This is a genomic window from Sulfuriferula sp., from assembly GCF_054605375.1.
This window is the reverse complement of the sequence record NZ_JBTSEG010000010.1, coordinates 70,815-90,610: the sequence shown is the minus strand read 5'-3', so window position 1 is coordinate 90,610 and position 19,796 is coordinate 70,815. Positions and strand designations below refer to the sequence as shown.

The following is a 19,796-nucleotide window of genomic DNA, read 5'->3' as shown; positions in this document are numbered from 1 at the left end:
TACTGAGTCATACCAGTCATCCCGGCAATATCGGCTCGGCGGCACGGGCGATGAAAACCATGGGGCTGAGCGACTTGCGCTTGGTGAACCCCAAGCTGTTCCCTGATCCGGTTGCCCATGCCATGTCGTCCGGAGCGCAGGATGTGCTCGATAATGCGCAGGTTTGCACGTCGCTGGATGAAGCGCTGGGCGGTAGTGTATTCGCGGTTGGGTGTACAGCGCGCAGACGCGATCTGTCACATGAAATGCTTAGTGCGCGGGAGGTGGCGCCGCTTCTGCTAAAGCATGCGGCCCAGCAGCCGGTTGCGCTGGTGTTCGGTACCGAGATGTCGGGCTTGACGAATGCCGAACTGGATCGTTGCCAGTTGCTTGCTCATATTCCATCCAACCCTGATTACAGCTCTTTAAACTTGGCATCAGCCGTTCAGATTCTGTCATATGAATTACGCTGCGCATTGCCGGAACTGACCATGCTGCCCGCAGACACGCCGGAATTGGCACAGCACGAAGAGATCGAACTGTTTTACCGCGAACTTGAGTTGAGCCTGATTTCTGCGAGGTTCCTGAATCCGGCGGCGCCGCGGCGCCTGATGACGCGCTTGCGTAGGCTATATTCACGTACCAGACTGGAAAAGGAAGAACTGCATTTTCTGATGGGGATAGTGAAGGCGATGCGTAAAGTTGACTAAATTAGTTGGGTATAAGATACTTTTGATTTGCATTGAAAAGGTTTGCATAAGCCATGTTTAGCAGGCTGCGAGAGGATATTTCGGTAGTGTTTGAGCGCGATCCTGCAGCGCGCTCCATTTGGGAGGTTCTCACAACCTATCCTGGTATCCATGCCATATTGGCGCATCGCCTTGCAGCCCGGCTCTGGCGAGCAAATTTCAAGTGGCTGGCTCGTTTTGTCGCGCACTTGGCGCGCGGACTGACCGGTATTGAAATTCATCCTGGTGCGATGATAGGACGGCGTGTGTTTATAGATCACGGCATGGGCGTCGTGATTGGTGAAACAGCAGAGATAGGCGATGACTGCACGCTGTATCACGGGGTAACCTTGGGGGGCACCTCCTGGAATAAGGGCAAGCGCCATCCTACGCTGGAGAAGGGTGTGGTGGTTGGGGCAGGTGCCAAGATACTGGGACCGCTTACCATCGGTGCGGGCGCTAAAATTGGTTCCAACGCCGTGGTGGTAAAAAATGTGCCTGAGGGCGCGACGGCTGTCGGGATTCCGGCCCGCATCCTCGACGAAAATCAAGCAAGGCCAGAGGATCAGGCAGCCCGCAAGCTCGGGTTCTCCGCGTATGCCATCAGTGCGGATATGAATGATCCGATGGTCAAGGCCGTACACGGGCTAATTAATCATTCCACGGTGACCGATGAGCGCATCACATGGATAATCCAGCAGCTTGAAAAAATGGGCGCAGAACCCTCTGAGGCCTGTAAATCCGGAGAACAATTCGATGCGGCCCACCTCAATAAAATAGTTGACTGAATTAATCGGGTATTGTATTGTCGTACTAGTAGTTAGACGAGTGAGGCCACACAAATGCGCTTGACGACCAAAGGAAGATTTGCAGTAACGGCCATGATCGATTTGGCTCTGCATAACGGTCACGGACCGGTGTCGCTAGCCGGTATCAGTGAACGGCAAAAAATTTCGCTATCGTATCTGGAACAGTTGTTTGGCAAGCTCAGGCGATGCGCGTTGGTGGAAAGTGTACGCGGCCCGGGTGGCGGATATCTGGTGGCAAGAGCGCTGGGCGAAATCACGGTGGCGCAAATAATCCAGGCTGTCGATGAGCCGATTGATGCGACGCAATGCGGTGGGCTGGAGAATTGCCGGGACGACCAGCGCTGTATGACCCATGAATTATGGACAAATTTGAACAGGCGCATTCAGGACTATCTGGCAGAAGTGACGCTGGAAAATCTGGTAGCGCAGCAATCAGGCAAGCTGCCAGCAGCCAATGTGGTGCATGACCACCGCCGTGGACGCGAAAAAACAAGTGTCGCGGCCTGATATGAGACCGATTGAATAATGGAGTAAATGATGTTGAAAATGCCTATTTATCTGGATTACTCAGCGACAACGCCGGTTGACCCGCGTGTGGCTCAGAAGATGATCCCTTACCTGACCGAACTGTTTGGCAATCCAGCCAGCCGTTCGCATGCGTTTGGCTGGGATGCGGAAAAGGCCGTAGAAAATGCGCGTGAAGAAGTAGCCAGGCTGGTTAATGCCGATCCGAAAGAGATTGTATGGACTTCGGGTGCGACAGAGGCCATCAATCTGGCACTCAAAGGCGCTGCGCATTTCTATAAAGCCAAAGGTAAGCATCTGATTACCGTACGTACCGAACACAAAGCGGTACTCGATACCATGCGTGAGCTGGAACGCGAAGGTTATGAGGTGACATACCTCACCCCGGAGCCCAATGGCTTGCTTGATCTGGAGAAATTCAAAGCGGCGATTCGCCCGGATACCATTGTGGTGTCGGTGATGTATGTGAACAATGAAATCGGCGTGATTCAGGACATTCCTGCCATCGGTGAAATCTGTCGTGAGAAAGGAATTATTTTTCACGTGGACTCAGCCCAGGCAACCGGCAAGGTGGTGATTGATCTGGCTGCTCTCAAAGTGGACCTGATGTCATTTTCGGCTCATAAGACCTACGGGCCTAAAGGTATTGGCGCACTCTATGTAAGACGTAAACCACGCGTCCGTATCGAAGCACAAATGCACGGCGGTGGACATGAGCGCGGTATGCGTTCCGGTACGCTGGCGACGCATCAGATTGTCGGTATGGGCGAAGCATTCCGTATTGCGCGTGAAGAAATGGCTGCAGAAAACGAGCGTATCCGCATGTTGCGTGATCGCCTGCTGAAGGGCTTGTCCGATATCGAAGAGGTCCATGTCAATGGCGACATGGAGCACCGCGTACCGCACAACCTGAATATCAGCTTCAATTTTGTTGAAGGCGAATCCTTGCTGATGGCAATCAAGGATCTGGCCGTGTCATCCGGGTCGGCTTGTACTTCAGCCAGTCTGGAACCATCTTATGTATTGCGGGCATTGGGACGATCGGATGAGTTGGCGCATAGCTCGATCCGTTTTTCCGTAGGCCGTTTCACGACAGAACAGGATGTGGATTTCGCTATTGAATTGCTGCACCAGAAAATCGGCAAGCTTCGCGAACTTTCCCCATTGTGGGAAATGCACAAGGAAGGCATCGATCTTGAAACCGTGAAGTGGGCAGCACACTAATTTTACTGAAGGAGAACGATCATGGCATACAGCGATAAAGTACTCGATCATTATGAAAACCCCCGCAATGTGGGTTCTTTCGGCAAAGGCGATGAAGATATCGGTACGGGTATGGTAGGTGCTCCGGCCTGCGGCGACGTGATGAAACTGCAGATCAAGGTAGGTAAGGACGGCATTATCGAAGATGCCAAATTCAAAACCTATGGGTGCGGTTCTGCAATCGCCTCCAGCTCGCTGGTAACCGAATGGGTCAAAGGCAAGACACTGGATCAGGCGATGGAAATTAAAAATACTCACATTGCTGAAGAATTGGCGCTGCCGCCGGTTAAAATCCATTGCTCCATTCTGGCAGAAGATGCCATTAAAGCTGCAGTGGAAGACTACAAGAGCAAGCACGACAGCACCCAAACTGTCGTCAGCCACGGTTAACACCAAGAGGTTCATTATGGCAATTACCCTGACTGAACGTGCTGCCCAGCATGTCTCTAACTTTATTGCCAAGCGCGGCAAGGGCGTAGGCTTGCGCCTGGGTGTGCGCACCAGCGGTTGCTCCGGACTGGCTTACAAGATGGAATTTGCCGATCAGGCCGGTGAGGATGATCTGCACTTCGAAAGCTACGGTGTGACCGTGCTGATTGATCCGAAGAGCCTGCAATATCTGGATGGGACCGAGCTCGATTTTGTCCGCGAAGGCCTGAACGAAGGATTCAAATTCAATAACCCCAACGTCAAGGACGCCTGTGGTTGCGGCGAAAGCTTTAACGTCTGACCTGCGCGCCGGGCGTTATTCCCAGCGGCGAGCCTATCATGCAGTTTGATTTCAATCGTAACCATTTCGAGTTGTTTGGCCTGACCCCGGGTTTTGCACTGGATTTAACCGTGCTGGAACAGGCTTATCGTGCATTGCAAAGTCAGGTTCATCCGGATAAATTCACGCATTTGTCACCGGCTGAACAACGCGTTTCAATGCAATGGTCTACCCGTGTCAATGAAGCCTATCAGGCGCTGAAGTCACCGTTTAACCGGGCTCTGTATCTATTGCAACTACAAGGCATTGATGCGCTGGCTGAACGTAATACAGCGATGCCCGGAGACTTCCTGATGCAGCAAATGGAATGGCGCGAAGACATGCAGGCTGCGCGTGAAGCAGCAGATGTGGCAGCCTTGCAAGTCATAGAGGCGGAGCTTACCGATGCTGCGCAGCATTTGCGTGCCGGACTGGCTCGGCAGCTGGATGAACAGCACGATTACCCAGGAGCCGCACAGAGCGTGCGCAAGCTCAAATTCATGGACAAACTGGTCGTAGAAATCCACGACACCTACGAAGCACTCGAAACCTGATGGCATTACTGCAAATTTCCGAACCCGGTATGAGTACCGAACCGCACCAGCATCGTCTGGCGGCAGGCATTGATCTGGGTACCACCAATTCACTTGTTGCTAGTGTGCGTAATGGCGTGGCTGTGGTGCTGAATGATGAAGATGGGCGGGCACTGTTACCGTCCGTGGTGCGTTATGCAGCCAAGGCCGAGCCGGTAGTCGGCTATGCGGCGCAATGTACGCAAAGTAGTGACCCGCACAATACGCTATTATCCGTGAAGCGGTTTATGGGGCGCGGCTTGGCCGATATCACCGATGCGGGCAGTTTCCCCTACCATTTTGTCGATGCGCCGGGCATGGTGCAATTCAAAACGGCAGCGGGAGTGAAAAGCCCGGTCGAAGTGTCTGCCAATATTCTGCAGGTATTGCGTGATCGTGCTGAACGTTCGCTGGGGGGTGAATTAAATGGCGTAGTGATTACCGTGCCGGCTTATTTCGACGATGCCCAGCGTCAGGCGACCAAAGATGCCGCAAAACTCGCCGGACTGAATGTCTTGCGTTTGTTGAACGAGCCCACGGCTGCTGCCATTGCCTATGGTCTGGATAATGCGTCGGAAGGGATCTACGCTGTTTACGATCTGGGCGGCGGTACTTTCGACATCTCCATCCTGCGCTTGTCGCAGGGTGTATTTGAAGTGCTGGCTACCAATGGCGACTCGGCACTGGGCGGGGATGATTTCGATCAGCGCATATTTTGCTGGATTCTGGAAAAATCGCGTCTGGCTGCACTCAATGCTAAAGACACCCGGCTATTATTGACCAAGGCGCGCGAAGCCAAGGAAGCATTGACCGAACATCGTGAAGTCAGCATTACAGCCGTGCTGTCGACAGGAGAAACAGTTGATTTGATGCTGAGCGCGACCACGTTCCACGAGATCACTCAAAGCCTGGTCAACAAGACCCTGTCACCCACGCGCAAGGCGCTGCGCGATGCTGATTTGAGTGTGGATGATATCAAGGGTGTCGTGATGGTCGGCGGCTCGACCCGCATGCCGCGCATCCAGGCTGCGGTGGCTGAATTTTTCAAGCAGACGCCGCTGACCAATCTTGATCCGGACAAGGTCGTTGCGTTAGGTGCCGCAATTCAGGCCAATGTGCTCGCGGGTAATCGTGCCGAGGACGACTGGCTGCTGCTGGATGTCATTCCGCTGTCGCTGGGGATTGAAACCATGGGCGGCCTGGTGGAAAAAATTGTTCCGCGCAATACCACCATCCCGGCAGCGCGCGGACAGGAATTCACCACTTACAAGGATGGCCAGACTGCGATGAGCATCCATGTGTTGCAAGGTGAGCGCGAGTTGGTATCGGATTGCCGTTCATTAGCCAAATTCGAATTGCGTGGTATTCCGCCGATGGTGGCAGGTGCTGCACGTATACGTGTCGCTTTTCAGGTGGATGCTGACGGGCTGTTATCGGTTGAGGCGCAAGAATTGAAAAGTGGCGTGCAGGCGTCAGTCACCGTCAAGCCGGCTTATGGCTTGGGAGACGAAGATATCACTCGCATGCTGCGTGATTCTTATACCCATGCCAAGGATGACATGCAAGCGCGCTCATTGCAGGAGGCGCGAGTAGATGCGCAGCGCCTGATGGATGCAACGCAAACCGCGCTGGATGAAAATGCAGCGCAGTTGTTGAGCGCAGAGGAGCGTGCAAGGATCGAAGCGGCGATGCTTGCATTACAATCCCGACTCGACGCCTCGGAAGCTCAAGCTATCAAGGATGCCGCTGAAGCTCTCAACACCGCTACTCACGATTTTGCCGCACGGCGCATGGATGTAAGCGTACGCAAGGCTTTGGCCGGCCAGCGTCTTGACGCCATTTAATTAAACAACGGTTACTGATATGCCAAAAATAATTGTTCTGCCACACGAGGAACTCTGTCCGGAAGGTGCGGTGCTTGATGCCGAGCCAGGTGTTTCTATCTGCGACACCTTACTTGCCAATGGCGTGGAAATCGAGCATGCGTGTGAGAAATCCTGCGCCTGTACCACCTGCCACGTGATTGTTCGCGAAGGTTTCAATTCGCTCGCGCCATCGGACGAACTGGAAGACGATATGCTGGACAAGGCATGGGGGCTGGAGCCCCAGTCGCGTCTGTCCTGCCAGGCAAAGGTGGATAAGGCGGACTTGGTGATCGAAATTCCCAAATACACCATCAACATGGTCAAGGAAGGGCATTGACATGAAGTGGACTGATACGCTGGATATCGCCATCGAACTGATTGAAACGCACCCGGATGTGGATCCACAATACGTGCGCTTTACCGATCTGCATCGCTGGGTGACCGAGTTGCCAGATTTTGATGATGCGCCGGATAAATCCAGTGAAAAAATACTTGAAGCGATTCAATTGGCCTGGATAGATGAAGCGGGCTAATGTCCGGGCAGCGCAGCTTGAAATTTTATCGCGTCGGGCTGCTACTGCTCGTGCTGCTGGGCGCGGCAGTGATTACCGTCTGGGATCGCTATCTTTTATCCAGTTGGCAGGCGCCGGTCAAGGTTGAAATCTATCCCGTCAATGGCGATGGATCGCCTGAAACAGAGGCTTATATCGCCACATTGAATACGGTAAAGTTTGCCGATATCGTCAGCTTTATGGACGCGCAATCCCAACGCTATTGGGTCAAACTGAAACAACCGCTGACCCTACAATTATTTCCCAGCGTAAAGAGTTTACCGCCGGTGCCGCCAGGCGGCGCTGCAAATCCGCTTCAGGTTGCCTGGTGGAGTCTCAACTTGCGTTACTGGGCTTATCGGCATCAGGCAGGCTTATTGCCAAAATTTGGAACTGTGCGGTTGTTCGTGGTGTACCACACGGCACCGGATGGACAGGCGTTACAGCATTCCCTGGGTTTGCGTAAAGGTGCCATTGGCATTGTTCATGCCTTTGCCAAGGTGAGCCAGGATAGTCAGAACAATATTGTCATCACGCATGAAATGCTGCATGCGCTTGGTGCCAGTGACGAATATGACCTGGCGAATAATCAGCCGATTTATCCGCAAGGGTATGCGGACAGCCAACAGGTTCCGCTCTATCCACAATACGACGCCGAAATCATGGCGGGTCGGCGCCCTTTGAGCGCTAGCCAGGCCAGCATGCCATCCAGTCTGGCGCGATGCGTTATCGGGGCCAAAACGGCATTCGAGATCGGCTGGCGTTAATCCGGCAGCAAGCTACCAACCCAGCAGCGCACGCGCGCCCTGATAAAACGCAAAGCTTACCAGCCATGCCATGCCGAGCGGCCAGCCGACGGCCAGCGCAGTGAAGCGCCAGCTTTTTGATTCCTGTTTGAGAACTGCCACGGTGGACAGGCACGGCGTGTAAATCAATGTGAACAGCATGAAGCTATAGGCTTGTACCCAATCCAGCTTGCCGGCAATGATGCCTGACAGATTGGATTGACCGGCACTATAAATGACTGCCAGTGCACCAATCACGATTTCCTTGGCGATAAAGCCAAACAACAGTGCGACTGACAACAATCGATCAATACCCAAAGGCTGGAACAGTGGCGCCATGTAATCGGCCAGTTGGCCGGCCAGGGTCGCCGGGCTGGCGGGTGGCACGTCGAATGGGTAATGGGTCAGGGCCCAAACGACAATGACACCACCGACGATGTAACCGGAAGCGCGCCTCAGGAAATACTGTGACTGTTGCCAGCCCTGCACAAGCAGATGCTTAAAGGTGGGGAAGCGATAAGGAGGAAGTTCCAGCAGCAAGGGTTCTACACTGCGATATTTGCCACGCCACACCAGTGCGGTGAGAAACGCCATCAAAAAACTCATCAGATATAACGAGAACATTACCACCGCAGCTGCACGCGGCGCGAAAATGGCCGTGCTAAAAAACAGAAAAACCTGCAAACGCGCTGAACAGAGGGAAAAGGGGATGACCAGCATGGTGAGCAGCCGCAGCGTCCTGGAGCGCATGACGCGCGTACCCATCAAGGCTGGCACATTGCAGCCAAACCCCATCAACTGCATCACGAAGGAACGTCCATCCAGACCCAGTTTCGCCATGACTGCATCCATCAGATAGGCCGCTCGCGCCAGATAGCCGCTGTCCTCAATAATTGCCATGAATATGAAGAATACAACGATGATAGGCAGGAAGCTCAATACGGTGCCGACGCCATCAAACAAACCGTCCTGGATGAAACTGCGCACGGGTAACGGGGCATGTGCCAGCGCCGGTTGCAACAGGCTGGTTTTGATCAGTTCCAACCCCCAATTCATGCCATTCTGCAGGGGCGTGCCGATGCCGTAAATGAGCTGGAACAACAGGAATACGGTAATAAAAAACAACGGCAGGCCCAGCCATGGGTGCAATAAAACCCGATCCAGGCGACGGGTGATATCGGGGGGGAGCGTAATCGGTGTGCTGACTGTGCCACTGACAATCCGGTCCAGTTCGACTTCAATGCGGTCATCCTGATTGAGCCCTTCTGTGTCTGCCAGGCGTGCTGTCGGATTATGCCGCAGGATTTGTTCTATGGTATGGCGCGCAGACTCGAATCCCTGACCATATTTTGCGCTGATCAACGTGACCGGCATATCGAGATTGCGTGCCAGTTCGGCAAGATCGATTTTGACACCCAGCTGCCTGGCTTCATCCGACATGTTCAGCACCAGCGTCATGGGCAGTTTGAGTGCTCTCAGCTGGAGTAACAGGGCCAGTTGCCGGTCCAGTTGGGTGGCATTGAGAATAACCACCAGACCGTTTACCGTTTGAGATTCAAGAAAATGCCGTACTACCTGTTCATCGTCGGAAAAACCGTGCAAATTGTAGATGCCGGGTAAATCCACCATTTCCACCATGCTGCCCTCCAGCAGGATTTTGGCAGCGAGCAGATCGACAGTAATGCCGGGCCAGTTGCCGACACGCGCCCCCGCGCCGGTGAGCCGGTTAAAAAAAGTGGATTTGCCCGTATTGGGCATGCCTAGCAGGGCGATGCGTTTCATGGGCGCAGAAGTTTATGCAACGAAATTAACGCAGATTTTTGCGGCATCAACGCGTCGTATCATCAACTCGGTATGGCCAATACGAATTTGCAACGGGCCTTTGAGCGGCGCCATCCGCAATACCTCTATGCGACGTCCGGGGCGCAAGCCTAGTGCTGCCATACGCCGACCGAGCTCCGGCTCGGCGGCGACAGTTTCTATCGTGCCGCTCTGATTCGGGAACAGATGATCCAGCGAGGTATGCATAATTTTTCTAAATGAGAAACATTCTTATTTGTATCATAAGGCGCGTTGCCGCGCAAGCACGCAAGCAATAATTTTGAAATGACCTGCAAATTAAAATACAGTTGGAACTCATTGGTCTGACAAATGGATTAGTGAGTGATAATCACAACACGAGCTTAACAACGTTCGGGCATGGAGCAGACGTTGAACATATGCCAATACTGACCCGTAACCGGCACTTTTGCAGAATTTTAACCATTCAGCGAAGTGCAAAATCAACTATCGGCTAACTTAGAAGGAGCGCTATCCATGCCGGATTTCTCCCCCAAAAACGTTTATCGTCCAGCTTGCCTCAAGCCGCTGGCCAATGATGCCAAGACCATCGGCACCGACTTTCAGCGTTATCTGTCCTACCATCTCGGGCGCTTTCAGGGCTGTGAGCCATTTCACACTTACGAGGCACTTGCCTACACATTGCGTGATCGCCTGATGGTGGATTGGCGCAACACCTGGGATAGTCAACTGCAGCCAGGTAGTCGGCGTGCCTATTATTTATCGCTGGAATTCCTGATAGGGCGGGCCATGGGTAATCACCTGCTGAATCTCGGTATTCAGAATGAAACCAATCAGGCCATGCTGGATCTCAGTGAGCAACTCGAAGATATTGCCGATCAGGAGCCGGACGCAGGATTGGGTAATGGCGGTTTGGGACGGTTGGCAGCCTGCTTTATGGATAGCTGCGCTACGTTGCAGTTGCCGGTGATGGGCTATGGATTGCGTTATGAATATGGCATGTTCCGCCAGCACATTGAAAACGGTTATCAGGTGGAAGAGCCAGATCGCTGGTTGCGGAATGGCAATCCCTGGGAGATTGAGCGCAGTGAGTACAGCCAGCGCGTGCACTTTGGCGGCCGCAGCGAGCATTACCGGGATGATCATGGCACCCAACGTGCACGCTGGGTGGATACAGAAGACGTATTGGCAATCCCGTTTGATATGCCTATTTCCGGCTATCGCAATAAAACAGTCAATACCTTGCGCCTATGGAAAGCTGCGGCTACGGACGAATTCAACCTTGGTGAATTCAATGCCGGGAGCTACACCGAAGCGGTTCAGGCGAAGAACAATGCCGAGCATATTTCCATGGTGCTGTATCCCAACGACACCAGTGAAAACGGTAAGGAATTGCGTTTGCGTCAACAATATTTTCTGGCCTCCGCCAGTCTCAAGGATGCCATGCGTGTATGGGAACACCATGAAGCGCGCGATTATCGGGACTTTGCGGTAGAAAATGTTTTTCAGATGAATGACACTCACCCGACCATTGCCGTTGCAGAGCTGATGCGCATTTTGATGGATGATAAAAAACTGGGCTGGGATCAGGCCTGGTCGATTACTACGCGTTGCATGGCTTATACCAACCATACCTTATTGCCGGAGGCGCTGGAGAAGTGGCCGCTGGCCCTGTTCGAGCGCTTGCTGCCACGCCTGCTGGAAATCATCTACGAGATCAATGCGCGTTTTCTGCGACAGGTGTCGCTCAAATGGCCGGGTGATATCGATCGCCTGCAGCGCATGTCCATTATTGAGGAAGGCAGCCAGCGCCATGTACGCATGGCCTGGCTGGCGATTGTGGGCAGCTTTTCTGTCAATGGCGTCGCTGTCTTGCATTCGCAGTTACTGCGGGATGGCCTGTTTCACGATTTTTATCAGTTGTGGCCGGAGAAATTCAACAACAAGACCAACGGGGTCACACCACGTCGCTGGGTGGCTTATGCCAATCCGGGAATGAGTGCGCTGATCAGCGAAACCATCGGGGATGGCTGGGTGGCTGATTTGAGTCAGCTGGAGCAACTGAAGCCTTATGCGGAGCCTCAGCATGGGGTTTTTCATGCACGCTGGCGCGAAATCAAATTGGTCAACAAGCAACGCCTGGCTGCGCTCGTCAAAACTGAATGCGATGTGGATTTCGATCCGACCGCCTTGTTCGATGTGCAGGTCAAACGCATCCATGAATACAAGCGCCAGTTATTGAATGTGCTGCATGTGATCCATCTCTACCTGCGTATCAAAAACGGCCATATGGATCATTGGGCCAATCGTTGCGTATTGATTGGGGGGAAGGCGGCGCCTGGCTATGTCATGGCAAAACGCATTATCAAACTGATCAATAATGTGGCGGCGGTGGTGAATAACGACCCGGATGTGAATGGGCGCCTGAAACTGGCGTTTCTGCCCAACTACCGGGTATCCAGCATGGAGATTATTGCACCGGCAACGGACCTGTCCGAGCAGATTTCCACCGCCGGCAAAGAGGCTTCCGGCACCGGTAACATGAAGTTCATGATGAACGGTGCGGCCACTATTGGCACTTACGACGGCGCAAATATTGAAATCATGGACGCGGCCGGCGCCGAAAATTTCTTCCTGTTTGGCCTTAAAGCCAATGAAGTCGATGCCTTGAGCCTGGATTACCAGCCGTCGCTTTACGTTGATCGGGACAGCGCCTTGAAAGACGTGCTCATGCTGCTGCAGTCAGGGCATTTTAATCCCAACGAGCCTTACATCTTCGACATCATTCTGGATGTCTTGCAAAGTCCTCAGGACCCATGGAAGACGCTGGCCGACTTCCGCAGTTATGTGGACGCCCAGGAGCAGGTGTCGCTGGCCTGGCAGGATCAGGTGCGCTGGACCCGCATGAGTATCCTCAATACCGCATCCAGCGGATTCTTTTCTACCGACCGCACCATGATGGAATACAACAAGGAGATATGGAAGCTCATCCCCGGGGTGAAGTAAAGCGGTTATTCCGGTCGCATTTGCGGAAACAGGATCACGTCACGGATACTCTGGCTATTGGTGAGCAGCATGACCAGCCTATCGATACCGATGCCACAACCGCCGGTGGGAGGGAGTCCATACTCCAGCGCGCGGATGTAGTCGGCGTCGTAGTGCATGGCCTCCTCATCGCCGGCCTCCTTGTTGCGCACCTGTTCCATGAAGCGCTCGGCCTGATCTTCCGGGTCGTTCAACTCCGAGAAACCGTTGGCCAATTCGCGCCCGGTGATGAACAGCTCGAAGCGCTCGGTAATCTCCGGTTGATTGTCCGAGCGACGTGCCAGCGGGGACACCTCGGCGGGGTAGTCGATGATGAATGTGGGCTGGATCAGTAAAGTCTCGGTGGTCTCTTCGAAGAAAGTCAGTTGCAAGCCGCCCAGTCCGTCGGATTCGCGGAACTTGGCCTTGTGGGTCTTGAACCAGTCCACCAGCCAGGTACGGTCATTAAGTTGTGTCTCGGAATACTCCGGATGGTATTTGCGCACTGCCTGGACAATGGTGAGCCGGTCGAACGGTTTGCCCAGATCAATCAACTGCTCGTTGTAAGTCACCTGTTCACTGCCGGTAGCGACGCGTGCAGCTTCGCGCAACAGGGCTTCGGTGAAATCCATCAGATAGCGGTAATCACGATATGCCTCGTAGAACTCCATCATGGTGAATTCGGGATTGTGGCGCGTGGAAAGCCCCTCATTACGAAAATTGCGGTTGATCTCGAACACCTTCTCGAAGCCGCCCACCACCAGCCGCTTCAGATACAGTTCCGGTGCGATACGCAGGAACAGCTCCATATCCAGCGCGTTGTGATGGGTGGTGAAGGGCTTGGCTGCCGCGCCGCCGGGAATAGGGTGCATCATCGGCGTTTCGACTTCCAGAAATCCATGATTGGTCATGAAATTGCGAATTGCCTGGACAATTTTCGAGCGTGTGGCAAATGTATGGCGTGCGTCCTCGTTGGTGATCAGGTCGAGATAGCGCTGACGGTATTTCTGTTCCTGGTCGCTCAGGCCATGGAATTTCTCCGGCAGGGGGCGCAGTGATTTGGACAGCAGTCGTACTGCGGTTGCCCGTACCGACAACTCGCCGGTTTTGGTCTTGAACAGGATGCCGGTGGCGCCGATGAAATCACCCAGATCCCAGTGTTTGAATGCATCGTGCGCGGCTTCGCCGGTGACGTCGTTGGAGACATAAATCTGCAAGCGTCCGCCCATGTCCTGCAAGGTAGCGAAACTGGCCTTGCCCATGACCCGTTTCAGCATCATGCGTCCGGCGAATTGCACTTCCACCGGCGCAGCATCGAGTTCCTCCTTGGTTTTGCCAGCGTGCGCCGTGTGGATATCGGCGGCGTAATGCTTGCGTTCAAAATCATTCGGGAAGGCGACCCCGGTTTCGCGTAATTTGGCGAGCTTGGCGCGTCGCTCGGCGATGATCTGGTTTTCGTCCTGAGGGGGCTGTTGAATGCTATCGGTCATGGTTAAACGCCTTGTTTCAAACTGGCTTGAATGAATTCATCCAGATCGCCATCGAGCACTTTCTGGGTGTTGGAAATTTCCACATTGGTACGCAAATCCTTGATGCGCGACTGATCCAGCACGTAGGAGCGGATCTGGTGGCCCCAGCCGACATCGGACTTGCCGGCTTCGAGCTTGTCCTGCTCGGCCTGGCGTTTGCGCAGTTCGGCTTCATACATCCGCGATTTGAGCATGGACATCGCTTCGGCGCGGTTCTTGTGCTGCGAGCGGTCATTCTGGCACTGAACCACGATGCCGGTAGGGATGTGCGTAATACGCACTGCCGAATCGGTTTTGTTGATGTGCTGGCCGCCCGCACCGGAAGCGCGATAGGTATCCACGCGCAGGTCGGCTGGATTGATGTCCACTTCGATGGAATCATCCACCTCGGGGTAGACGAATACACTGGCGAATGAAGTATGGCGGCCACCGGAGGAGTCGAACGGCGATTTGCGCACCAGCCGGTGCACGCCGGTTTCGCTGCGTAAAAATCCGTAGGCATATTCGCCATCCACCTTGATGCTGGCCGATTTGATACCAGCCACGTCACCGTCGGACACTTCCATCACCTCGGTCTTGAAGCCTTTGCGCTCGCTGTAGCGCAGATACTGGCGCAGCAGCATGGATGCCCAGTCGCATGCCTCGGTGCCACCCGCGCCGGACTGAATGTCGATGAAGCAGTTGGCCGGGTCCATCGGGTTGGCGAACATGCGGCGGAATTCCATGGTTTCCACGGTTTGTTCCAGTTTTGCGGTATCGTCGCGCACGGCTTCCAGCGTGGCGTCGTCGTTTTCCTCGCGCGCCATCTCGAACAGATCGCGTGCATCGCGCAAGCCCTGATCAAGGTTCTGGATGGTAAGCACCACATTTTCCAGCAACTTTTTTTCGCGCCCCAGTTCCTGAGCGCGTTTCGGATCGCTCCAGATGGCCGGATCTTCAGCCAGAACGTTGACTTCCTCTAAGCGGCCCAGCTTGGTATCGAAGTCAAAGATACCCCCGAAGTTCGGCGGTGCGGCGCACCAGGCCGGTCAGGGTGGCATCGATCTGATTGAGGCGTTCTGCTTCCATGATGTTTGATATAAGGCGTTGAAAAACGGCGAATTATAACATCCTTGAGGTATCGTCTTCACAGGTAGAATAAGCGCCTTCACAGAATTAAAGGCAGATGGCATGAAAAAAACCGACTTGTATAAAAATCAGGGGCTGAAAATCAATAGCCAGATGAAACAGGCCGGCATCCCGGACCGTTTTGGTGGCGCGGCCAGTGCGCTGCCGGACCGGCGCGAACAACGTAAACTCGATCAGGCGCAGGGTCTGGTACCGTTTGCAGTCAAACTCAACAGTGAACTGGTGCAACAGATTCAGGTTTTGGCGCAAACGCGCCAGCTGGGGCTGAATGAAATGGTGACGGTGTTGCTGAAAAAAGGCCTGGCCGAATAGCGTGCAGCCTTTCCTGTGATGAGTGAAACAGTCAGTCTGTTTTCATTGTTTGCCAGCAGTTTTCTGGCGGCAACGCTATTGCCGGGCGGCTCGGAAGCGGTGCTGTTCGTGGTACTGAAAGCCTACCCGTCAACAATGTGGACGGCGCTTGGTGTTGCCACGCTGGGCAACACGCTGGGCGGTATGGTGAGCTTCGGCATGGGCTGGCTGGTACCGCAAACCAGACAACTGCGGCACCTGGAAAAGGTGCGTCGTTATGGCGCGCCCGCATTGCTGTTTGCCTGGGCGCCGTTGATCGGCGATGCGCTGTGTCTTGCTGCGGGCTGGCTGCGGCTCAATCCATGGCAGTCTGCGTTGTACATGGCAATCGGCAAATTTGCACGTTATTGGGTAATTGCCTATGTGGCCAGCTAAACCAAACCAGCAGGAAACCCGTAGGTGTGTATCACGCTCGTCCGTACGGCAGGCCACCAGCGTTTTCAAAAAAGCTTGCGTATCTTGTCGTAACCCCGGCCAATTTCTGCGGCCAAATCTTTGGCGGCTATTTTGATGTCCTTGGCACTGCCTTCTGCAGAGTCGCTTATCTGGCCTGCCTTGGCACGCAATTGAGTCAGTTTGGCTTCCATGTTTTCCCATTCATCCATGGCCTCCAGTTTGGCAAGATGGGCCTGAACAATTAATTCATCCCGCTGCTGGACGAGCTTGTCCAGGATTTTTTGCATTTCTTCGCGCGTATCCATGTGGTTTCCTTTCTCGATGCGATAAGAGTACCCGATACTCTCAATATAGACCGGATCAGATTATAGAAACGCTCAATTCATGCTCCGGCCAGCACCTCGACGTGAGCGGCCGCGCAGCGGCCCAATGCAGGGAGCGAGTAGCCGCCCTCGAGTGTCGAAACGATGCGGCCATGGGCGTACTTATCTGCGATAGTTTTGATCTGTTGCGTTACCCATGCGTAATCAGCCTCAACCAAATTAAGCTGAGCCAAGTCGTCTTCACGGTGAGCGTCGAATCCGGCCGGGATGAACACCATTTCCGGCGCAAACTGCTCCAGTGCCGGCAGGCATCGTGCCGTGAAAGCCGTGCGATATGCGGGGCCATCGGTGCCTGCGGCCAGTGGCACGTTGATGATATGTGCGTTGCCGGAACCGGCGCCGCTATGCGGGTAGAACGGATGCTGAAAGGTTGAGCACAGCATGACGCTCGCATCTTCGTGAAAAATGTCTTCGGTGCCGTTGCCATGGTGTACGTCAAAGTCGACAATGGCTACCCGCTGCAAGCTGTATTGTGCGAGGGCATGGGCGACGCCGACGGCGACGTTGTTGAAAATACAGAAACCCATGGCCTGGTCACGGGTGGCATGGTGGCCGGGTGGGCGTACATTGCAGAAGGCATTGTCCACCTCGCCACCCATGACCATGTCGGTAGCCAGGACTACCGCGCCAGCGGCACGCAAGGCCGCTTCCAGAGAATGAGGATTCAACGCAGTGTCAGGATCAAGTCTGGTCAGGCCGGCCCTCGGCAGGCTCGCTTCTATCCGGTCCAGATAGGCTGCTGTATGCACACGTAACAACTGTTCCCGGGTGGCGCGGGGAGCCTCGTAATGACGCATTGCAGACTGCAGATGGATGATATTGAGTTGATCCTGTACCGCGGCGAGCCGCTCCGGGCGTTCCGGATGGAGCGGCCCCATCTCGTGTCTGGCGCAGTCGTGGTGATACAGGATAGCTGTCGGCATGTATTGCCCCCGTTCCATGACGCATGATCATGAATACTGAGCCAAAGCGCGCCAACTTTCAATCCGCTATTTTGATAACCGGTTCAGACGAAAACGATGGTCGATAAGACGATTTATTTCCGGCCGTTTTGCCAACCCCACCTGGTAAATATCCTTGCACCAGCGGGTGATCCCAGAAACTGCGCAAATGCCTTGGCCGAGGGCTTGTTTTCCGCGCGTTTGGTGATGGCGATGCCTGTATCACGATAGATGACATAGTCACGCTCGATCGGAACAACATCGGCCAGTTGCGGGTTGGATACTTGCCAGATATTCCAGATTAACCAGACGTCGATATCCTTGTTATCAATCCATGTCTGTTTGGCCTCGGCGCTGTTTTTGGAATAAGCGGCAATATTGTTGCGCAATGCCGTTACCGTCCTGATATCGCCTTTGCGGCCTGCCATGTCTTCCCAGACACCGTTCTGCCCGGCGCCATTGACGACCAATACCTTGATACCCGGCTTGAGGATATCTTTCAAACCTTTGATGTGCCGGGGATTGCCAGGCCGTACCAATATGGATAACGGGCGCAGGTACAAGGGTGTGACCTGCTGATGGGAAAGCTGGTCTTCCATGGCATAGACAAAATCGGTCATCATGGTTTCCGAGCCGCTAAATATCAGATCGGCATCGTTCTTCGCCTTGTCCAGCCATTTAGGTGTGGGGCCGGCGGTGACTTCCACTTTAGTACCGGTCTCTTTTTCAAACGCGGCCGCCGCCTCTTTCATGGCTGGCGCAGGGCCACCAGGACCATATACATATAACGTATCTTGAGCCAGCGCAGCGCTGGCAATAGCGAAGCTGACTGCCGTTGCAGTCAGAATTTTTTTCAGCATAAAAAGACCCTTCAAAATTGTTTGTCGGCTTGAGTGCTACCCTGTCATATACAGGCTCATGTGCTGTTTTATTCGCATGTTCTGGCGAGAGCGCTACCAGGCAACCAGGAATATTTTCGTTTTGTGGAATAAAATGCGTTAACAGCCTGTATATGAGGCATATATTATTTTTTTCGGCGTTGCTTTTTTGAGCGCCACCCCAATAACATGTCGCTATTCAAACACCCGATCATCGAGCATATTCCCAGCCTGCGCCGTTATGCACGGGCGCTGACCGGCGGCCGTCCGGACGATGCCGATGATCTGGTGCAGGACACGCTGGAGCGTGCTTATGCAAAATGGCATTTGTGGCGAATCGGGTCAGATTTGCGCCCCTGGCTGTTTTCCATCATGCATAACCTGTTTGTGAGCCAGGTGACGCAACTTAAAAGCCGCGTTTCCCATGTGACGCTGGACGATATATCCGGGATCGCTACGCGCGCCACCCAGTCCGAGCGGCTGGAAGGGCTGGATATCGCGGCTGCCGTGACCCGGCTTTCCCCTGAATTGCGCGAAGTATTGTTATTGGTCGCTCTGGAAGATTTCAGCTATGCCCAGACTGCAAAGGCGCTGGGCATTCCCATTGGTACCGTGATGTCCCGATTGGCGCGAGCCCGGCAACGACTCAGGGAATTCATGGATGGCTCAATATCCGTCGAGCATAAAGTTGGATTGAAGGTAGTGAAATGAAGGCAAATATACAGCCCGTTACGCTGGATGATTTAATGGCTTATGTCGATGGGCAACTGGATGCTCAGCGAAGCAAGCAGGTTGAAGCGCTGGTTGCGTCCGATCCACAGGCCGCTGAGCGCGTGACCGGGATGCGCGCTCAGCGGCAAGCATTACGTGCTCATTACGACCCGGTATTAACCGAGCCCATACCATTGCGTCTCCTGGCTTCACGTCGTCATCCCAACGCTTCGTCGAGCAGATTGGCAGGTATCGCGGCATCCGTGCTGATCGGTCTGGCGCTTGGCAGTGCCGGCACCTGGCAATATCTCAGCCACACTTCCGGCAGCGCGGGAAATATTGCCTTGAATGCGAGCGGGATGGATTTGCCGCGTTTTGTGCATCAGGCAGCCGTTGCCCATATTGCCTTCGCTCCGGATGTGCGGCGGCCGGTTGAAATCTATTCGGCTCAGGAACAGCAATTGGTGACATGGTTATCCAAGCGATTGGGACGCCAGTTGAAGGTGCCCGACCTGGCCAGCGCCGGGTTCAGTCTGGTAGGTGGACGCCTGCTGCCGGGCGAAGTCAATAAACCGGCGGCACAATTCATGTATGAAAACCCGGCAGGCCAGCGCATTACGCTGTATTTGCGCAATATGGCGCAACCCACGCCGGAAACCGCGTTCCGCTTTGCCGAGGAGGATGGTGTTGCCACGTTTTATTGGGTTGATCTGGACTGGGGTTATGCCCTGTCAGGGAATTTGCCGCGCGCAACTTTGTTGAGTGTGGCCAACTCGGTATATCGACAACTGGGGGGTTATTGACTCGGCACGATGAAGATTGAGCTTAGG

At 54.1% G+C, this 19,796-nt stretch carries 23 protein-coding genes; 16 read left to right on the top strand and 7 right to left on the bottom strand.

The features are described from left to right. Positions 1–2: 2 nt before the first annotated feature. The 11 genes from ACYCZJ_RS07855 to ACYCZJ_RS07805 are packed head-to-tail and all read left to right on the top strand — an operon-like array spanning position 3 to position 7,807. Positions 3–689 carry an RNA methyltransferase gene (locus ACYCZJ_RS07855; RefSeq protein ID WP_461553675.1) on the top strand — a complete coding sequence of 229 codons (687 nt, stop codon included), beginning with the start codon at positions 3–5 and terminating at the stop codon, positions 687–689. A gap of 53 nt (positions 690–742) precedes the next feature. Next, complete coding sequence (gene cysE / locus ACYCZJ_RS07850) at positions 743–1,495, top strand: serine O-acetyltransferase (protein ID WP_461553674.1); 753 nt, start codon at positions 743–745, stop codon at positions 1,493–1,495. A 54-nt stretch (positions 1,496–1,549) separates the two neighbouring features. Then, complete coding sequence (gene iscR, locus ACYCZJ_RS07845) at positions 1,550–2,023, top strand: Fe-S cluster assembly transcriptional regulator IscR (protein ID WP_461553673.1); 474 nt, start codon at positions 1,550–1,552, stop codon at positions 2,021–2,023. Positions 2,024–2,050: 27 nt separating this feature from the next. Next, positions 2,051–3,265 (top strand): IscS subfamily cysteine desulfurase, encoded by a 1,215-nt coding sequence (locus ACYCZJ_RS07840; protein ID WP_461553672.1) that lies wholly within the window; start codon positions 2,051–2,053, stop codon positions 3,263–3,265. 21 nt (positions 3,266–3,286) lie between these two features. Further along, on the top strand, positions 3,287–3,694 hold the full coding sequence (gene iscU / locus ACYCZJ_RS07835) for a Fe-S cluster assembly scaffold IscU (protein ID WP_461553671.1): 408 nt from the start codon (positions 3,287–3,289) through the stop codon (positions 3,692–3,694). A 16-nt stretch (positions 3,695–3,710) separates the two neighbouring features. Next, on the top strand, positions 3,711–4,034 hold the full coding sequence (iscA, locus tag ACYCZJ_RS07830; RefSeq protein WP_461553670.1) for an iron-sulfur cluster assembly protein IscA: 324 nt from the start codon (positions 3,711–3,713) through the stop codon (positions 4,032–4,034). Between the two features lie 38 nt (positions 4,035–4,072). Beyond that, positions 4,073–4,606: a Fe-S protein assembly co-chaperone HscB gene (hscB, locus tag ACYCZJ_RS07825; protein WP_461553669.1), complete on the top strand. Its 534-nt coding sequence runs from the start codon at positions 4,073–4,075 to the stop codon at positions 4,604–4,606. Beyond that, complete coding sequence (gene hscA / locus ACYCZJ_RS07820; RefSeq protein ID WP_461553668.1) at positions 4,606–6,468, top strand: Fe-S protein assembly chaperone HscA; 1,863 nt, start codon at positions 4,606–4,608, stop codon at positions 6,466–6,468. The genes hscB and hscA overlap by 1 nt, the downstream gene beginning before the upstream one ends. Positions 6,469–6,487: 19 nt before the next feature. Further along, entirely contained in the window at positions 6,488–6,826 is a 339-nt protein-coding gene (gene fdx, locus ACYCZJ_RS07815) for an ISC system 2Fe-2S type ferredoxin (protein ID WP_461553667.1), read from the top strand. Position 6,827: 1 nt separating this feature from the next. Then, a complete protein-coding gene (gene iscX / locus ACYCZJ_RS07810) occupies positions 6,828–7,022 on the top strand; it encodes a Fe-S cluster assembly protein IscX (RefSeq protein ID WP_461553666.1) in 195 nt (64 codons plus the stop codon). Positions 7,023–7,039: 17 nt separating this feature from the next. Continuing rightward, positions 7,040–7,807, top strand: a complete 768-nt coding sequence (locus tag ACYCZJ_RS07805) for a hypothetical protein (RefSeq protein ID WP_461553665.1) — start codon at positions 7,040–7,042, stop codon at positions 7,805–7,807. A 12-nt stretch (positions 7,808–7,819) separates the two neighbouring features. Here the strand turns inward: ACYCZJ_RS07805 and feoB are convergent, their stop codons facing one another. Both feoB and ACYCZJ_RS07795 read right to left on the bottom strand, forming a co-directional pair. Then, positions 7,820–9,607, bottom strand: coding sequence for a ferrous iron transport protein B (gene feoB, locus ACYCZJ_RS07800; protein WP_461553664.1), 1,788 nt, complete (start codon positions 9,605–9,607; stop codon positions 7,820–7,822). Positions 9,608–9,619: 12 nt separating this feature from the next. After that, positions 9,620–9,853, bottom strand: a complete 234-nt coding sequence (locus ACYCZJ_RS07795) for a FeoA family protein (RefSeq protein WP_461553663.1) — start codon at positions 9,851–9,853, stop codon at positions 9,620–9,622. A gap of 288 nt (positions 9,854–10,141) precedes the next feature. Between ACYCZJ_RS07795 and ACYCZJ_RS07790 the strand changes: the two genes are divergently transcribed. After that, a complete protein-coding gene (locus tag ACYCZJ_RS07790) occupies positions 10,142–12,631 on the top strand; it encodes a glycogen/starch/alpha-glucan phosphorylase (protein ID WP_461553662.1) in 2,490 nt (829 codons plus the stop codon). A 5-nt stretch (positions 12,632–12,636) separates the two neighbouring features. Here the strand turns inward: ACYCZJ_RS07790 and lysS are convergent, their stop codons facing one another. Together lysS and prfB are read right to left on the bottom strand one after the other, a co-directional pair. Continuing rightward, complete coding sequence (lysS, locus tag ACYCZJ_RS07785; RefSeq protein ID WP_461553661.1) at positions 12,637–14,139, bottom strand: lysine--tRNA ligase; 1,503 nt, start codon at positions 14,137–14,139, stop codon at positions 12,637–12,639. Positions 14,140–14,141: 2 nt separating this feature from the next. Further along, positions 14,142–15,246, bottom strand: a protein-coding gene (prfB, locus tag ACYCZJ_RS07780) for a peptide chain release factor 2 (protein WP_461553660.1) whose coding sequence is annotated in 2 segments (ribosomal slippage) — positions 14,142–15,164 and positions 15,166–15,246 — 1,104 coding nt in all. Because the reading frame shifts where the segments join, the coding sequence is not laid out codon by codon here. 102 nt (positions 15,247–15,348) lie between these two features. On the opposite strand from prfB, the gene ACYCZJ_RS07775 reads away from it, so the two are divergent. Together ACYCZJ_RS07775 and ACYCZJ_RS07770 are read left to right on the top strand one after the other, a co-directional pair. Next, complete coding sequence (locus ACYCZJ_RS07775) at positions 15,349–15,618, top strand: hypothetical protein (protein WP_461553659.1); 270 nt, start codon at positions 15,349–15,351, stop codon at positions 15,616–15,618. Positions 15,619–15,636: 18 nt separating this feature from the next. Continuing rightward, complete coding sequence (locus ACYCZJ_RS07770; protein WP_461553658.1) at positions 15,637–16,032, top strand: YqaA family protein; 396 nt, start codon at positions 15,637–15,639, stop codon at positions 16,030–16,032. Positions 16,033–16,097: 65 nt separating this feature from the next. Here the strand turns inward: ACYCZJ_RS07770 and ACYCZJ_RS07765 are convergent, their stop codons facing one another. From ACYCZJ_RS07765 to ACYCZJ_RS07755, 3 genes are all read right to left on the bottom strand, one after another. Next, complete coding sequence (locus ACYCZJ_RS07765) at positions 16,098–16,358, bottom strand: hypothetical protein (RefSeq protein ID WP_461553657.1); 261 nt, start codon at positions 16,356–16,358, stop codon at positions 16,098–16,100. Positions 16,359–16,435: 77 nt separating this feature from the next. Next, positions 16,436–17,359, bottom strand: a complete 924-nt coding sequence (locus ACYCZJ_RS07760) for a histone deacetylase family protein (protein WP_461553656.1) — start codon at positions 17,357–17,359, stop codon at positions 16,436–16,438. A 113-nt stretch (positions 17,360–17,472) separates the two neighbouring features. Then, entirely contained in the window at positions 17,473–18,237 is a 765-nt protein-coding gene (locus ACYCZJ_RS07755) for a substrate-binding domain-containing protein (RefSeq protein WP_461553655.1), read from the bottom strand. Between the two features lie 207 nt (positions 18,238–18,444). On the opposite strand from ACYCZJ_RS07755, the gene ACYCZJ_RS07750 reads away from it, so the two are divergent. Then, positions 18,445–18,966 (top strand): sigma-70 family RNA polymerase sigma factor, encoded by a 522-nt coding sequence (locus ACYCZJ_RS07750; protein ID WP_461553654.1) that lies wholly within the window; start codon positions 18,445–18,447, stop codon positions 18,964–18,966. Then, positions 18,963–19,769 (top strand): anti-sigma factor family protein, encoded by an 807-nt coding sequence (locus tag ACYCZJ_RS07745; RefSeq protein ID WP_461553653.1) that lies wholly within the window; start codon positions 18,963–18,965, stop codon positions 19,767–19,769. The genes ACYCZJ_RS07750 and ACYCZJ_RS07745 overlap by 4 nt, the downstream gene beginning before the upstream one ends. Positions 19,770–19,796 lie beyond the last annotated feature (27 nt).

What these genes read in the sequence shown, in the direction of transcription:
- cysE (WP_461553674.1), top strand. Translation starts at nt 743, where the DNA reads ATGTTTAGCAGGCTGCGAGAGGATATTTCGGTAGTGTTTGAGCGCGAT.
- iscR (WP_461553673.1), top strand. Translation starts at nt 1,550, where the DNA reads ATGCGCTTGACGACCAAAGGAAGATTTGCAGTAACGGCCATGATCGAT.
- ACYCZJ_RS07840 (WP_461553672.1), top strand. Translation starts at nt 2,051, where the DNA reads ATGATGTTGAAAATGCCTATTTATCTGGATTACTCAGCGACAACGCCG.
- iscU (WP_461553671.1), top strand. Translation starts at nt 3,287, where the DNA reads ATGGCATACAGCGATAAAGTACTCGATCATTATGAAAACCCCCGCAAT.
- iscA (WP_461553670.1), top strand. Translation starts at nt 3,711, where the DNA reads ATGGCAATTACCCTGACTGAACGTGCTGCCCAGCATGTCTCTAACTTT.
- hscB (WP_461553669.1), top strand. Translation starts at nt 4,073, where the DNA reads ATGCAGTTTGATTTCAATCGTAACCATTTCGAGTTGTTTGGCCTGACC.
- hscA (WP_461553668.1), top strand. Translation starts at nt 4,606, where the DNA reads ATGGCATTACTGCAAATTTCCGAACCCGGTATGAGTACCGAACCGCAC.
- fdx (WP_461553667.1), top strand. Translation starts at nt 6,488, where the DNA reads ATGCCAAAAATAATTGTTCTGCCACACGAGGAACTCTGTCCGGAAGGT.
- iscX (WP_461553666.1), top strand. Translation starts at nt 6,828, where the DNA reads ATGAAGTGGACTGATACGCTGGATATCGCCATCGAACTGATTGAAACG.
- feoB (WP_461553664.1), bottom strand. Translation starts at nt 9,607, where the DNA reads ATGAAACGCATCGCCCTGCTAGGCATGCCCAATACGGGCAAATCCACT.
- ACYCZJ_RS07795 (WP_461553663.1), bottom strand. Translation starts at nt 9,853, where the DNA reads ATGCATACCTCGCTGGATCATCTGTTCCCGAATCAGAGCGGCACGATA.
- ACYCZJ_RS07790 (WP_461553662.1), top strand. Translation starts at nt 10,142, where the DNA reads ATGCCGGATTTCTCCCCCAAAAACGTTTATCGTCCAGCTTGCCTCAAG.
- lysS (WP_461553661.1), bottom strand. Translation starts at nt 14,139, where the DNA reads ATGACCGATAGCATTCAACAGCCCCCTCAGGACGAAAACCAGATCATC.
- ACYCZJ_RS07775 (WP_461553659.1), top strand. Translation starts at nt 15,349, where the DNA reads ATGAAAAAAACCGACTTGTATAAAAATCAGGGGCTGAAAATCAATAGC.
- ACYCZJ_RS07770 (WP_461553658.1), top strand. Translation starts at nt 15,637, where the DNA reads ATGAGTGAAACAGTCAGTCTGTTTTCATTGTTTGCCAGCAGTTTTCTG.
- ACYCZJ_RS07765 (WP_461553657.1), bottom strand. Translation starts at nt 16,358, where the DNA reads ATGGATACGCGCGAAGAAATGCAAAAAATCCTGGACAAGCTCGTCCAG.
- ACYCZJ_RS07760 (WP_461553656.1), bottom strand. Translation starts at nt 17,359, where the DNA reads ATGCCGACAGCTATCCTGTATCACCACGACTGCGCCAGACACGAGATG.
- ACYCZJ_RS07755 (WP_461553655.1), bottom strand. Translation starts at nt 18,237, where the DNA reads ATGCTGAAAAAAATTCTGACTGCAACGGCAGTCAGCTTCGCTATTGCC.
- ACYCZJ_RS07750 (WP_461553654.1), top strand. Translation starts at nt 18,445, where the DNA reads ATGTCGCTATTCAAACACCCGATCATCGAGCATATTCCCAGCCTGCGC.
- ACYCZJ_RS07745 (WP_461553653.1), top strand. Translation starts at nt 18,963, where the DNA reads ATGAAGGCAAATATACAGCCCGTTACGCTGGATGATTTAATGGCTTAT.